Source organism: Agromyces sp. Y782 (assembly GCF_059445405.1).
Window position 1 is genome coordinate 1,813,821 of sequence record NZ_JCAIUG010000001.1, and the last position, 12,819, is coordinate 1,826,639.

Annotated in this window: 15 protein-coding genes; 7 read left to right on the top strand and 8 right to left on the bottom strand. The window is 66.3% G+C overall.

Going from position 1 to position 12,819, the window contains the following annotated elements; translation table 11 throughout:
- Positions 1 to 39: 39 nt before the first annotated feature.
- The 6 genes from AC1C2S_RS08240 (at position 40) to dnaB (ending at position 5,086) form a co-directional block, all read left to right on the top strand.
- On the top strand, positions 40 to 1,014 hold the full coding sequence (locus AC1C2S_RS08240) for a hypothetical protein (protein WP_495352034.1): 975 nt from the start codon (positions 40 to 42) through the stop codon (positions 1,012 to 1,014).
- Between the two features lie 439 nt (positions 1,015 to 1,453).
- Positions 1,454 to 1,894 carry a 30S ribosomal protein S6 gene (rpsF, locus tag AC1C2S_RS08245; protein WP_495352035.1) on the top strand — a complete coding sequence of 147 codons (441 nt, stop codon included), beginning with the start codon at positions 1,454 to 1,456 and terminating at the stop codon, positions 1,892 to 1,894.
- Positions 1,895 to 1,899: 5 nt separating this feature from the next.
- Entirely contained in the window at positions 1,900 to 2,430 is a 531-nt protein-coding gene (locus AC1C2S_RS08250) for a single-stranded DNA-binding protein (RefSeq protein ID WP_495352036.1), read from the top strand.
- A gap of 91 nt (positions 2,431 to 2,521) precedes the next feature.
- On the top strand, positions 2,522 to 2,782 hold the full coding sequence (gene rpsR / locus AC1C2S_RS08255; protein WP_022892391.1) for a 30S ribosomal protein S18: 261 nt from the start codon (positions 2,522 to 2,524) through the stop codon (positions 2,780 to 2,782).
- An 11-nt stretch (positions 2,783 to 2,793) separates the two neighbouring features.
- Positions 2,794 to 3,246, top strand: coding sequence for a 50S ribosomal protein L9 (rplI, locus tag AC1C2S_RS08260; RefSeq protein ID WP_495352037.1), 453 nt, complete (start codon positions 2,794 to 2,796; stop codon positions 3,244 to 3,246).
- A gap of 466 nt (positions 3,247 to 3,712) precedes the next feature.
- Positions 3,713 to 5,086: a replicative DNA helicase gene (dnaB, locus tag AC1C2S_RS08265; protein ID WP_495353220.1), complete on the top strand. Its 1,374-nt coding sequence runs from the start codon at positions 3,713 to 3,715 to the stop codon at positions 5,084 to 5,086.
- A gap of 432 nt (positions 5,087 to 5,518) precedes the next feature.
- Here the strand turns inward: dnaB and AC1C2S_RS08270 are convergent, their stop codons facing one another.
- The 6 genes from AC1C2S_RS08270 to AC1C2S_RS08295 all read right to left on the bottom strand — a co-directional run bounded on the left by AC1C2S_RS08270 (position 5,519) and on the right by AC1C2S_RS08295 (position 10,323).
- A complete protein-coding gene (locus AC1C2S_RS08270; protein WP_495352038.1) occupies positions 5,519 to 6,760 on the bottom strand; it encodes an RNA polymerase sigma factor in 1,242 nt (413 codons plus the stop codon).
- A complete protein-coding gene (locus AC1C2S_RS08275) occupies positions 6,757 to 7,080 on the bottom strand; it encodes a YciI family protein (protein ID WP_495352039.1) in 324 nt (107 codons plus the stop codon). Before AC1C2S_RS08275 ends, AC1C2S_RS08270 begins: the two co-directional genes overlap by 4 nt.
- A 281-nt stretch (positions 7,081 to 7,361) precedes the next feature.
- Positions 7,362 to 7,721, bottom strand: coding sequence for an MmcQ/YjbR family DNA-binding protein (locus AC1C2S_RS08280; protein WP_495352040.1), 360 nt, complete (start codon positions 7,719 to 7,721; stop codon positions 7,362 to 7,364).
- A gap of 492 nt (positions 7,722 to 8,213) precedes the next feature.
- Complete coding sequence (locus tag AC1C2S_RS08285) at positions 8,214 to 8,870, bottom strand: FMN-dependent NADH-azoreductase (protein WP_495352041.1); 657 nt, start codon at positions 8,868 to 8,870, stop codon at positions 8,214 to 8,216.
- Between the two features lie 89 nt (positions 8,871 to 8,959).
- Positions 8,960 to 9,694 carry an SDR family NAD(P)-dependent oxidoreductase gene (locus AC1C2S_RS08290; protein ID WP_495352042.1) on the bottom strand — a complete coding sequence of 245 codons (735 nt, stop codon included), beginning with the start codon at positions 9,692 to 9,694 and terminating at the stop codon, positions 8,960 to 8,962.
- Between the two features lie 2 nt (positions 9,695 to 9,696).
- Positions 9,697 to 10,323 carry an NADPH-dependent F420 reductase gene (locus AC1C2S_RS08295; protein ID WP_495352043.1) on the bottom strand — a complete coding sequence of 209 codons (627 nt, stop codon included), beginning with the start codon at positions 10,321 to 10,323 and terminating at the stop codon, positions 9,697 to 9,699.
- Positions 10,324 to 10,554: 231 nt separating this feature from the next.
- Here AC1C2S_RS08295 and AC1C2S_RS08300 point away from each other — a divergent pair, with 231 nt between their 5' ends.
- Entirely contained in the window at positions 10,555 to 11,217 is a 663-nt protein-coding gene (locus AC1C2S_RS08300; protein WP_495352044.1) for a TetR/AcrR family transcriptional regulator, read from the top strand.
- 126 nt (positions 11,218 to 11,343) lie between these two features.
- On the opposite strand, the gene AC1C2S_RS08305 is transcribed toward AC1C2S_RS08300, so the two are convergent.
- Together AC1C2S_RS08305 and AC1C2S_RS08310 are read right to left on the bottom strand one after the other, a co-directional pair.
- Positions 11,344 to 11,985, bottom strand: coding sequence for a hypothetical protein (locus tag AC1C2S_RS08305; RefSeq protein WP_495352045.1), 642 nt, complete (start codon positions 11,983 to 11,985; stop codon positions 11,344 to 11,346).
- Positions 11,986 to 12,037: 52 nt separating this feature from the next.
- Entirely contained in the window at positions 12,038 to 12,622 is a 585-nt protein-coding gene (locus AC1C2S_RS08310; RefSeq protein WP_495352046.1) for a small multidrug efflux protein, read from the bottom strand.
- Between the last annotated feature and the right edge of the window lie 197 nt (positions 12,623 to 12,819).

Sequence of the window (12,819 nt, forward strand, 5' to 3'; positions counted from 1 at the left end):
GGACGGTGCGAGTGCAACGTGGGGGTGCAGCCTCGGTGAATGAGCGATCCGCACGATGAGCTGCCGCTGCCGCTGCGGTTCCGTGCGCGGCCAGGAGACCTCGCAGTATCGGAGCGCACTCTGCAGCGTCGTGCTCGTGCAGGTGAACTGACGCGCCTTCGCGCCGGGGTGTTCGTCGAAGCCGCCGAGCTCGAGGCGGCGAAGGCCCGACGCCGTGAGCTTGCGTTCATCTCCGCGGTGGTCGGCACCCGCAGGAGTCGAGTCGTGCTCTCGCACGAATCTGCAGCGACCGTGTGGGGGCTGCCGCGGATCGGCCCAGCACCCGTCGCGGTCGAGCTGGCCGACGCCCGGGGTACTCGACCGAGATCGATGAACGGGGTCGCGTGGCGGCGCACGCCGTTCGATTGCACCGAGGTCGTCGAACGCAACGGATTTCTGGTGACCGGGCTCCTGCAGACCCTCGCCGATCTGGCATGCGAGCGCGAGTTCCTGAGTGCGGTCGCCGCGCTCGATGCCGCCGTCGGCACGTTTCTCCGCTCGGACGCCCTCATCACCGTGCCCGGCGTCCCCGCCGAATCGATCGCCGGCCGACTGCGCGAATTCGGGCGCCGACGAGGCGTGCGTACGGCGGATCGGGCGATCGTCTTCGCCGACGCGCGCGCGGAGTCGGTCGGCGAATCACTGAGCCGCGGGCAAATGCATCTGCTGGGGTTCCCCGCCCCCGAGCTGCAGGTGAACTTCGATCGCGCAGACGGCGGGGCGGATCGGGTCGATTTCGACTGGCCCGAGTTCGGGGTGTACGGCGAGTTCGATGGAGATCTCAAGTACCTCGATCCGCGGTACCGCGGCGGGCGCACGGCCGAGGAGGTCGTGCTCGATGAGAAGAAGCGCGATCAACGCATTGGCCTGCGACACCGCAGACGCGGCGCTCACTGGGACTGGACGATCGCGCTCAGGCCCCGCCGGCTTGACGCGGTGCTCGCCGACCTCGGCCTCCCGCGCACCCCGCGCTGAGCTGCGCCGAACGCATGCGTGCCGGGCTCCCGCCGCGCATTGCGGGGGTGGGAGAGGTGCGGGTGCGTGCGGGGTGCGGGGGTGGGAGAGGTGTAGGTGCATTGCGGGGGTGCGTTCCCGCCAGATCGAGCCCTGTATTCGCGGATTCCGGCGGGAATGCACCCCCGCAACGGAAGGAGAGGGGAGAGGGGTGCGGGAGTGGGAGGGGTGCGAGGGAGTGGGAGGGGTGCGAGGGAGAGGGGAGAGGGGTGCGATGGCGGGGGGCGGGAGTGGGAGGGGCGCGAGCGGGGGCGGGCGAATGGCGTGGGTGCGGGGCATCCGCTATGCTGTCTAGGTTGCCCGTGTGCCGCGTTCTGCGGCCTCCATGGCGTGACGTATGCACAACCCTCCTGCTGCAGAGATCCTGTAGCCGTTTGAGTCCGAAGGAGGTGGGTTAGTCATGCACCAATACGAGCTGATGGTTATCCTCGATCCCGAGATCGATGAGCGCACCGTTGCTCCCAGCCTCGACAAGTTCCTCAACGTCATCCGAAACGATGGCGGCACCGTCGACAAGGTCGACATCTGGGGACGCCGTCGTCTGGCGTACGAGATCAACAAGAAGAACGAAGGCATCTACGCCGTCGTCGACTTCACCGCCGAGTCCAAGACCACCGATGAGCTCGACCGCCAGCTGAACCTCAGCGAGGCCGTCATGCGCACCAAGGTCCTGCGTGCAGAAGAGGCGATCGCACAGGTCGCCGCGCACCAGAAGGCTCAGGAGGCGAAGGCCGCGAAGAAGGCCGCCGCTTCGGCGAAGGCCGGCGCGAAGGCAGCTGCTGCCGCAGCTCCCGCTGCTGCCGTTGCCGCCGCTCCCGCCACGGCCAAGAAAGACGCCTAGTCCTCATGGCCGGCGAGACCATCATCACCGTGGTGGGCAACCTCACTGCAGATCCCGAGCTGCGTTACACGCAGAACGGCCTCGCGGTTGCCAACTTCACCATCGCGTCCACTCCCCGCACGTTCGACCGTCAGGCGAACGAGTGGAAGGACGGTGAAGCGCTGTTCCTGCGCGCGAGCGTCTGGCGTGAATTCGCCGAGCACGTCGCCGGTTCACTCACCAAGGGTTCCCGGGTCATCGCTTCCGGGCGTCTCAAGCAGCGTTCCTACGAGACGAAGGAAGGCGAGAAGCGCACCACCATCGAGCTCGAGGTCGACGAGATCGGCCCGAGCCTGCGCTACGCCACCGCGTCCGTGACGCGCGCCCAGTCCAACCGTGGCGCCGGCGGCGCCGGTGGTGGCTCCTTCGGGGGCAACACCGGAACCGACGAGCCGTGGGCACCCAGCACCCCCGCAGCAGCCCCTCAGGGTGGCGGCAGCGGCGGAGATGTCTGGAACACCCCCGGCACGAGCTACGGCGACGAGACCCCCTTCTAGGCCCAGCCTTCTCAACAGGCACAGAGGCCGGTGAGCGGATGCCACGAGGCATCCTCTCGCTCGAATCGTTTTCAATCAGACAGGAAAGACAATGGCTGGAAAGTCGAGCGGCGATCGCCGCAAGCCGACCCGCGGGAAGGGCGCGAAGAACGCCGCCCCGGCGAAGTCCATCAAGGTCGGTGTCATCGATTACAAAGATGTCGCGACGCTTCGCAAGTTCATCTCGGAGCGTGGAAAGATCCGCGCCCGTCGTATCACCGGTGTCTCCGTGCAGGAGCAGCGCCTCATCGCCCGCGCCGTGAAGAACGCGCGCGAGATGGCCCTTCTGCCCTACTCGGGCTCCGGCCGTTAAGGAGCACGACAATGGCTAAGGTAATTCTGACGCACGAGGTCACTGGCCTCGGCACGGCCGGCGACGTTGTCGAGGTCAAGAGCGGTTACGCTCGCAACTACCTCGTTCCGCAGGGCTTCGCAGTGGCGTGGTCGCGCGGTGGCGAGAAGCAGATCGAGCAGATCAAGGCGGCTCGCGTCGCACGTGAGCTGCACTCGCTCGAAGACGCGCAGGCGCTCAAGGCCAAGCTCGAGTCGACCAAGGTCCGGCTGGCTGTGAAGGCGGGCCAGGGCGGTCGTCTCTTCGGTTCGGTCAAGACGGCGGATGTCGCGGCTGCGGTTTCGACCGCCGGCCTCGGCGAGCTCGATAAGCGCAAGATCGAGATCACGGCCCCCATCAAGGCGGTCGGTGAGCACGAGGCGACGGTTCGTCTGCACGACGAGCTTTCGGCGACGATCACCCTTCAGGTGGTCGCGGCGAAGTAACTCGCTTCACAGGTTGACCGGCGGCGGTCTGGGCTTCGGCCCGGGCCGCCGTTTCGTTGTTTTGCGTACACCCGGAGCGGGTGCGCGCGCAAGTCGAGATCGGTGTTTCCTGTGGTGGTTGTACACAGGTCGGCTCACGCGCGCCGTGGACTTTCAAAGAAGTTTTCCCCCACAGGTGTGAGTAGATAAAAAACCAGGTCGGGACTGAATTCAACTCGTGTAATTCACCGAATTTCCACAGTTCTCCACAGGCTGAGTGCACACCTTCCACGGCGTTTCGCCCAGTTTGTCCCCAGAGTTATCCACAGGCCAGGTTGTGCTGTGCACAGGGCTTGCCTATCGTGAAGCAGCGACCATTCCACCTCATGTGCAACTCCCGTGTTCCCGCCGATGTCGGCGGCTCCCGAGACACTGAAGTGCGGGCGCGGGGCGCTCGCCCGTTCGAGCCGAACCGGAGGTCATGAACTTGTCGATCGCGCACATCGGGCTCGCTGAACCGGCAGACGACGGTGACGCCCGACGGGGCGAACGCGTTCCTCCCCACGACCTCCTCGCCGAGCAGAGCGCGCTCGGCGGCATGATGCTCTCGAAAGACGCCGTCGCCGACGTCATCGAGACCGTGCGCGGGGTCGACTTCTACGTGCCGAAGCACGAGGTCGTCTTCAATGCGATCCTCACGTTGTACTCGCACGGTGAGCCGACCGACGTCATCGCCGTCACCGACGAGCTCACGAAGATCGGCGACCTGCAACGTGCCGGCGGCGTGGAGTACCTGCACACCCTCACGAGCATCGTGCCGACCGCGGCGAACGCCGGCTTCTACTCGTCGATCGTGGCCGAGCGGGCACTGCTCCGCCGCCTCGTCGAGGCGGGCACTCGCATCGTGCAGATGGGCTACCAGGGTGAGGGTGAGGTCACCGACCTCGTCAACAACGCCCAGGCCGAGATCTACTCGGTCACGGGTTCCGTCGAAACCGAAGACTACGTGCCGTTGTCCGATGCCGTGACCGTGGCGATCGATGAGATCGAGGCGGCCAAGCACACCGACGGCAAGTTCACTGGCGTACCCACCGGGTTCGCCGACCTCGATGACCTGACCAACGGGTTCCACCCCGGCCAGATGATCATCGTGGCCGCCCGTCCGGCCATGGGTAAGTCGACGCTCGCCCTCGACTTCGCGCGTGCCGCTTCGATTACCAACGGCCTGCCGTCCGTCTTCTTCTCGCTCGAGATGGGCAAGAGCGAGATCGCCATGCGTCTGCTCTCCGCCGAGGCATCCGTGCCCCTGCAGATGATGCGAAAAGGCACCGTCGACTCCCGCGACTGGACGACCATCGCCGCGACGCGCGGCCGCATCAACGATGCGCCGCTCTACCTCGACGACTCCCCCAACATGACGCTCGTCGAGATTCGTGCCAAGTGCCGGCGCCTCAAGCAACGGGTCGGGCTGAAGATGGTCGTCATCGACTACCTGCAGCTCATGACGAGCGGCAAGCGCGTCGAGAGCCGCCAGCAAGAGGTGTCGGAGTTCTCACGTGCGCTCAAGCTGCTCGCGAAAGAGTTGCAGGTGCCCGTCATCGCTCTCTCGCAGCTGAACCGTGGCCCCGAGCAGCGCGCCGACAAGATGCCGGCCCTCAGCGACCTGCGCGAGTCGGGCTCGATCGAGCAGGATGCCGACATGGTGATCCTGCTGCACCGCGAGAGCGCCTACGAGCGCGATAGCCCGCGCGCCGGCGAGGCCGACCTCATCGTCGCCAAGCACCGGAACGGCCCCACCCGCACGATCACCGTGGCGTTCCACGGCCACTTCTCGCGGTTCACCGACATGGTGCAGGGGTAACCGCGGTTGTTGTCGGTTCTCGCGCAACCTGTCATTTTCTCGATGACTTGTCACGCACTTGGCAAATTGACAAGCGGATGAGAATCGACGCCTCTGAGCAGGGTGGCCGCCCGCGCCTTTGGTTCCGTTGCAGTGGGCGCCGCGCCCCGGCGGGCGTTTTCATCGGGCAGGGTGAACGGGCACCTCGTTCGCCGGCCCTGCGAGTTCACTCGGCGGCCAACTGGCACCCACTGCTCGACCGGCTTGCGGGCTGCTCACCAATTGCCCTGACAAGCCCAACTAACGGCGACTGGAGCCCCGTCTCCTGTATTTCTTGCAGATCGGAGAGGTGCATGCACCTGCTACGGCCGAAATCCGACCAAGGTCGTATCCGGCGCAGGCTGGAGGCGTCGCCTTTCATCGCTCTCTCAAGCGGCTCTTCAAGCGCGGGGGCTACTGCAGTTGGTCGCGGCGGCGGGTGAGGTAGGCGGTCTCGCCGGTGTTGCCCGCGAGCTCGATGGCCCGGTCATAGGCCGCGCGTGCCTGCTGATTTCGGCCCAGCCGGCGAAGCAGGTCGGCGCGGGTGGCGTGGTAGGCGTGATAGCCGGCCAACGCCTCGGCGAGGCGGTCGACGATGGCCAGTGCCACCTCCGGCCCATCGAGCTCGGCCACAGCGATGGCCCGGTTGAGGGCGACGATCGGCGAGGGGTCGACGCGGATGAGCTGGTCGTAGAGTGCGAGGACTTGCGACCAGTCGGTGTCGCGGATGTCGCGGACGGAGGTGTGCACGGCGTTGATTGCCGCGAGGATCTGGTAGCGACCCGGAGCGACCCCGACCCCGGCCGCGGCAGCGGCGAGGCGCTCGCGCACCAGTCGATGACCTTCGGTGATCAGTTCCGCGTCCCAGGCCCCACGGTCCTGCTCGTCGAGCGCGACCAGTTCCCCGTTCGCCGAGATCCGTGCCGTACGGCGGGCCTCGGTGAGCAGCATCAGCGCCAGCAGCCCGGCCACTTCGCCGTCCGCCGGCAGGAGGGCACGGATCAGGCGGGTGAGTCGGATCGCTTCGGCGGTCAGGTCGTGACGTACCGGATCGGTGTCAGGACCGCTGGCCAGGTACCCCTCGTTGAAGACGAGGAAGAGGACTGCGAGTACACCGGTGACGCGAGCCGGCAGATCGTCGGCGGCCGGCATCCGATAGGGGATGCGAGCCGCCTTGATCTTGACCTTCGCGCGGGTGATCCGCTGTTCCATGGTCGTCCCTTGCACGAGGAAGGCACGGGCGATCTCGGGCACGGTCAGCCCGCCGACCATGCGCAGCGTCAGCGCCACCCGGGTCTGCATCGCCAGCGCCGGATGACAGCAGGTGAAGATGAGCCGGAGCCGGTCGTCGTCGATGGCGCCCAGCGGCTCGGGTGGGGTGTTGTCGTGCAGCATCTGAGCCTCCTTGTGCCTGTCGACGCGTTTGTTCTCACGCCGGATCCGATCGATGGCCTTGCGAACGGCCGTGGTGGTCAGCCAGGCGCCGGGGTTGGGCGGCACCCCGTCCGCCCGCCACCGCTCGACGGCGGTCGCGAACGCCTCGGCCGCTGCCTCCTCGGCGACGTCGAGGTCACCGAAGCGCCTGGTCAGAACGGCGACCAACCGGGCCCACTCCTCGCGATGGGCCCGGGTGATCGCCTCCGCGACGTCGCTCACTGGAACGGCCGCACCTCAATCTTCCGATCGCAGACCTTCGACGCCTCGGTGGCGAGATTGAGCGCCACATCCAGATCGGGGGCCTCCCACACCCAGAAGCCGGCGAGGTACTCCTTCGACTCCACGAAAGGCCCGTCGCTGAACACCGCCTGCTCGCCCCGGTTGTCGATGACCGTGGCCGCGTCCGTGTCCGCCAGTCCGCCCGCGAAAACCCAGTAGCCCTCGGCGATCAGTCGTTCGTTGAAGGCGCTGATGGCAGGCTGCCTGTCGATGCTGCCGGGATTGCTCTTGTCATCGATTACGGAAACTAGGTACTGCATCTGAAGATCATCTCCTGTTGTCAGGGCGTCGTGGTCGGTGGTCAGCGACTCGCCGTTCCTTTGCCTTGGCGCCGCCTCTTGTGGGCGGCCTCACTCGTACCACGAACGCCACCGAGCAGATCCGACACCTCCTCCCGGATTTCTTTGGAGAATCTTCCGGGGACGCCGCCTGTCGCGTGCCTCCTCGGCCGGTTGGCGCTACCGGATGCTGCGGTGACAGACATGGCGGCGGATCAGCCCGGCATCGAATACCGATCGGGCAGGTCAACCTTCGTTGTGCCTTAGCCCGGGCCGTTGGGATGCGCGAGATCATAGGCGCGAGAGAGCTTGTTGGGGACAACCATGCGCCAAGCGTCGACGACGAGCTCGCGAGCCTCGGTGGGGTCCAGTGTCTCGAGATCTGCGTGGACCCAGTTGAAGCGCAGGTCCGACGCCGATGGCATCTGAAACTTGCGTGGATCGCCCCCGACCAGCGCCGCCCGCTCCTCCTTCGGGAAGGCGAAACCCATCACGTTCTCGTCGAGGGAGAACGCCACGTAGACGATCTGACCGACGCGGAACTTCAACCTCCCGCGCACATGCACAGGGTAGGAGCGTTCCAACCCTGCGCCCAGCGCTTCAACGTCGTCGATCACCGCCATGCTGAGACTCCGTCGGTCATGGTGCGGGGCAGCCCGCCTGGCCGCACGTGGCGCCGCTACGGTGCGTTGGAGGGATCCTGTCGCAGAATCTGAGCGGCGAGATCCGCCGCGATCCGCGCTGGTCTGGCTTCGCGGCGGTACCCACACTCGCCCCCTCGCGAGAGGTAAGGCGCTCGGCAGCCTCGAGGAGGCGCTCCCTGGGGCCTTGGTGCGTGGGTGAGCTCACCAGCCCAGCATGCCGGATCTTGCGCGAGGAGATCAAACGGTCTACCCCCTCGATAGCCCAACTGGTCTCTCGAGGGGGACTCCAGCCCGCCCGGTGGCCCTATGTCTCCGCTCAAGGTTCGCTCAGGGCCACTCGAGCGCCGAGCCGACAAAAGACCACCATTGGGCTCCGCCATCTCATAAGGGGAACCTCTCGGTCAAGGTCCTGCGTGCCGCCGCCAGCGACGAAAGCGCACCCCCCCGCTCCTCTGGGCTCGCCTTCCTCTCCTAGGCGGCCTTGCGGGCGCCCCGTTCGGCAAGCTTGCGTCCCTCGACCTCGGCTGCGCGCACTGCGTCGACGCGCATCGCGTCAGCCACGTCCTGGAACTGGTCGAGAGCCGGGTTGACGCCGACCAAGGTGAATCGGCGGTCGACGGTGGTGAGGTCGAGCCCGAAGATGTCAACGAGGATGCGTTGCAGCCAGGAGGTGGAGTGGTCCCATCCCTCCTTCGGTGATCCCGGCCCGTAGTTGCCGCCGGAGACGGTGACCAGGAGGGCGGGGCGGTCGCGCAGCTCGGGACCGCCCTCGTTGATGCGAGGGTCCGTATAGAGGACGTCGAACCAGGTCTTGATGTGCTGTGAGACGCCGTAGTTGTAGAGCGGCACCGCGAAGAGGAGGGTGTCAGCTGCGATCAGTTCGTCGGCCAGCGTGGTTGCGAGCTCGACGGCGGCCTGTTGCGCAGGGGTGCGGGCGTCCTGCGGGAGCTGCTGCCCCACGACGGCGTCCGCCCACGCGGTGGACGGGAGCGGGCTTGTGCCGATGTGGCGGCGGATCACCTGCTCGTCAGGGTGTGCGGTGGTCCATTCGGCTTCGACGATGTCGGCGAGCTCCCGGCTCACGGATCGGTCGGGAAAAATGCTCGCGTCAAGGCGAAAGAGGGTCACTGGGTTTCCTTATCTGCTCAGGTGTTCTTCGGAACTCATTCGAAAGCTGCACGCCCGCATGCGGGCGATGATGCCCACCGGCGACGCGCTCAGATGACCGTGGTGCCGCCGTCGACGACCAGCTCATGGCCGTTGATGTAGCTCGAGTCGTCCGAGGCGAGGAACAACGCGGCCGACGCGATCTCTTCAGGGAGGCCCATCGCCCGCCGGGGGATCACGGATTCGAACTGCGCCTTCATCTCCGCGTCCATGACCTGCTCCATCATCGGCGAGGAGACCTGGCCGGGGGTCAGCACGTTCACCCGGATCTTCCTGTCCCTCAGCTCGGACACCCACACCCGTGCGTACGCGGGCAGCACAGCCTTGCTCGCTGCATACACGCCCCAATCGGGGAAGCCCCGGAGCGAAGCGTTCGACCCGGTCATGAAGATCGAGCCTCCATCGTTGAACAGCGGCAGCGCCTTCTGGATCGTGAACAGCGTGCCGCGCGCGTTCAGCGAGAAGGCGGCATCGAACTGCTCCTCGGTGATTTCGCCGAGCCTGCCCTGTTCTCCCACCCCAGCACTTGCCCACAGCACGTCGATCGTGCCCTTTTCCTGCTTGACCGTCTCGAACAAACGGTCCAGATCATCGAGATCGGCCGAATCGGCCTGCACGCCGGTCACGTTCCGTCCGATCAGCTCGACGGCTTCGTCCACCGCATCCTTCCGCCGGCCCGAAATGAAGACGTGAGCTCCTTCATCAACGAACAACTTGGCACCGGCCAGCGCCATGCCACTTGTCGCGCCTGTGATCACCGCGACCTTGCCATCGAGCTTTCCCATGATTACTCCGTTCTTCCGAGGTTGATGCCGAGGGAGATGTTGAAGCCCAGTCCGGTACGGGCCACGCCCATCTCCAGCAGGCTTGCGCTCTCCAGCCAGTGCGCCATGCTCAGGTCGCCGGCGTCCCGAGGGCGAAGTCCGAGGCTCGTGATGAACGCAGAGACGCTCGCCTTGGCCTGCGTGTCATCGCCGGCCATGAACACATCCACCGGGTCGCCCGCGGCCAGGACGGAGCTGAAGAGGGTGTTGAACGCCTTCACGACGTGGGTGCTTGCGGGGGCGACGTCGGCGACCATCTGCGCGACGGAGGTGTCATGAGGGACGGCCAGCCCGGTGGCGTCGGCGTTGAAGGGGTTCGTGATGTCGATGACGATCTTGTCGGCCAGCGCCTCCCCATACTCGCTGACGACCGGCACGGCGCCGGCGAACAGCACGGCGAGGATGACGATGTCCCCGGTCGGCGTGGCGCCCCACGTTCCGGCCGTGGCGCCGTTGCCGAGCGCGCGGGCCAGGGCCCCGGCCTTGTCCGCATCCCGGCCGATGACCTCGACGGTGTTGCCTCCCTTGAGGGCCAGGGAGCCGATGGCTCTGGCCATGTTCCCCGAGCCGATGATGCTGATGCTGGTCATTTGTGCTCCTCCGTAGTGTCTGTATCGGTTGGCCGTGGGTTCTCGCTGAGTGATCGATTGGAGCACCAACGTGAGGTACCCCTCCGGTTACTGGGTTGAACCGGAGGGGTACCTCATGTATTCCAGACAACGGGGAGGAATTTCGCTGAAGGCCTTCTGCCCTCGACGTTGGTACGGCGCCACCGAGGCAGAACCGGAGGGCACCCTCGGATTCGGAGGTAAATTGGTTACGTGAGCATCAGCGACGTTGAGCGGGCGCGGGCACCCTTGCGCCGCGACGCCCAGGAGCGCCATGACAGGCTGCTCGTCGCGGCACGGCGCGAGTTCGCCGCCCGAGGCGTGGATGCCTCCTTGGAAAGGATCGCTCGCGACGCCGACGTCGCCATCGGGACCTTGTATCGCCACTTCCCGACCCGCATGGACCTGCTCCTGGCCGCCCTTGAGCCTCGACTTCAGGAGTTCACCAACGGGTCCGAGAAGGCCCTGGAGATCGACGATCCGTGGGAGGGGTTCGTCTACTACCTGGAGAACCTGTTTCGCGTGCAGGCTGGGGACCGAGGTTTCAACGACTTCCTCTCCCGCCGCTTCCCCGGCAACGCTGACACCGAGCGCATCCACGACCAGATGTGCCGACAAATCGAAGACGTGCTCACCCGAGCCCAAGAAGCCGGCGACGCGCGCCCCGACATCACGCTGGCCGACATCGTCAACCTCATCTGGTTCAACGGCCGGATGATCGACGCCACCAGCACCACCGCGCCCAATGCGTGGCGGCGTCACCTCTACCTCATGCTCGACGCCTACCGGGCTGAGCGGGCACATCCGATCCCCGAGCCGCCGATGACGGAAACGCAGCTCTACGACGCCATGGTCCATCTCAGCACGGTGGACTAGAGAGCGACCGCTCCCCCTCCAGTACGCACCTGGCCGGTGCGGCTGTCGCGCGTGGTCGCCCAAGTGTCGCATCACTCGAGATCACGCCGGGCGGCACAATCGAGCCGACTCCCCGCCGTCGATGCTCTAGTCACCACCGTCGAAGAATCCGCCGTCGAGGATCCAGTTGTAGCGCAGCCGGAGTGCTCGCTCGGTGCTCGCCGCGAGCGTTGCCACCAGGAGCGAGATGTTCGCCCACGCCGCGAGGCGGAAGGGGCTGGAGAACGTGCCGACACTCTCCGCGATGGGCGGGACGTGCGTGATCTGCTCGATGATCTGCGGTACGCCGAGCACGAGGGCGACCACGAGCACGCTCACCGATGCGATGCCGACCGCACGGCTCAGCGCCGGGTTGTTCCGCTCGAGGCGGGCACGCCGTCCCTCGGCCGAGGCGGGATCGGGCACAAGCTGCCGCTCCGACCCGTCGTGGGTCACATAGTGGCAGCGCCTGAGCCCGAAGCCGCTGACCACGACCTCGATGGTGCCACCTGGCACCGCGAACGCCGCAGGGAGCTTCGATATGGCTTCGTTGACACCGTCGCGGTAGAGCTGCGCGTGCACCACGCCGTCCGAATCACCCCCGTGGCGGACGTCGACGGACCAGGTCTCCGGTGCGCCACCCTCACCAGCGAGGTGCAGATGAAAGAGGGAGCGCGAGAACATCTGCCACCAGCGAAAGCGCGGCAGGGCATGGCCGTCTCCGGGCTTCACCGTTGCGTTGCGTGCCATTTGTTCCTCTCAGATCCGAGGGGCCGGAGGTCGGCGATTCCCCCCATTTGGCTCAGGCCCCGACGACGTACGTGAGAGCGGCCCAGATCGACACGGTGGTCACGGTCGTCCAGAGGACGATCGCCACCGCCTGCCAGAGCAGTACCCAGCCTCGGGGGGTTCCGCCGGCGACGAGGATCGCGGAGGTGAATTGCGTCGGGATCGCGAGGGGGCCGAGGATGCTCGCGCCGGGGACGCCGAAGCGGACGAGCCACATCTTGAAGCGCCGACGGCCTTTCGACTCAGGCTTGGCGGATGCCGTCTCCTCGAACGCAGTGGCCCGCTCGTCAACCAGGGATTCCGGGACCCTTGTGCTGCCCACAGTCGCCTCGACGCGCACCCTGCTGCGGTTCACGACGGCCGTGCGAGCCCGCGACGTGAGGAGCACCACGAGGACCACGCAGAAGAAGTTGCCGGCTGCGGCGGCGATGGCGGCGACGACGGGGTTGAGTCCGCCGGCGATGCCGATCGTGGCCGCGAGTTCGCCCTCGATGAACGGGATGGTCCCGGCAAGCATCACGATGAAGGGCTGGATGATCTCGGGCACCTGGGCCACGAGATCCTGGAAGTTGCTGATGAGTTCCTGCAGAGGGTCCACTTCGCGATTCCTTTGCTGCGTAGGGTCGTACGTCGAGCGGTTTCGGATTCTGTTCCCAGTAGAAACCGTGTTCTCAGCACACGGTCAAGTCGTGAGCCCTCAGTTGCGATGAGCCCCTTGACTGTGTGCTTGGAACAGGGTGTGAGCTGCATCTGCACCCGAAGTCGGCAATCGGCCGCAAGCTCCGTTTCGAACGA

Bases quoted from the DNA above. Each gene is read 5' to 3' on its own strand.
- rplI (WP_495352037.1), top strand. From the start codon at position 2,794: ATGGCTAAGGTAATTCTGACGCACGAGGTCACTGGCCTCGGCACGGCC.
- AC1C2S_RS08250 (WP_495352036.1), top strand. From the start codon at position 1,900: ATGGCCGGCGAGACCATCATCACCGTGGTGGGCAACCTCACTGCAGAT.
- AC1C2S_RS08275 (WP_495352039.1), bottom strand. From the start codon at position 7,080: ATGCAGTACCTAGTTTCCGTAATCGATGACAAGAGCAATCCCGGCAGC.
- AC1C2S_RS08295 (WP_495352043.1), bottom strand. From the start codon at position 10,323: ATGACCAGCATCAGCATCATCGGCTCGGGGAACATGGCCAGAGCCATC.
- rpsF (WP_495352035.1), top strand. From the start codon at position 1,454: ATGCACCAATACGAGCTGATGGTTATCCTCGATCCCGAGATCGATGAG.
- AC1C2S_RS08305 (WP_495352045.1), bottom strand. From the start codon at position 11,985: ATGGCACGCAACGCAACGGTGAAGCCCGGAGACGGCCATGCCCTGCCG.
- rpsR (WP_022892391.1), top strand. From the start codon at position 2,522: ATGGCTGGAAAGTCGAGCGGCGATCGCCGCAAGCCGACCCGCGGGAAG.
- AC1C2S_RS08290 (WP_495352042.1), bottom strand. From the start codon at position 9,694: ATGGGAAAGCTCGATGGCAAGGTCGCGGTGATCACAGGCGCGACAAGT.
- AC1C2S_RS08280 (WP_495352040.1), bottom strand. From the start codon at position 7,721: ATGGCGGTGATCGACGACGTTGAAGCGCTGGGCGCAGGGTTGGAACGC.
- AC1C2S_RS08240 (WP_495352034.1), top strand. From the start codon at position 40: ATGAGCGATCCGCACGATGAGCTGCCGCTGCCGCTGCGGTTCCGTGCG.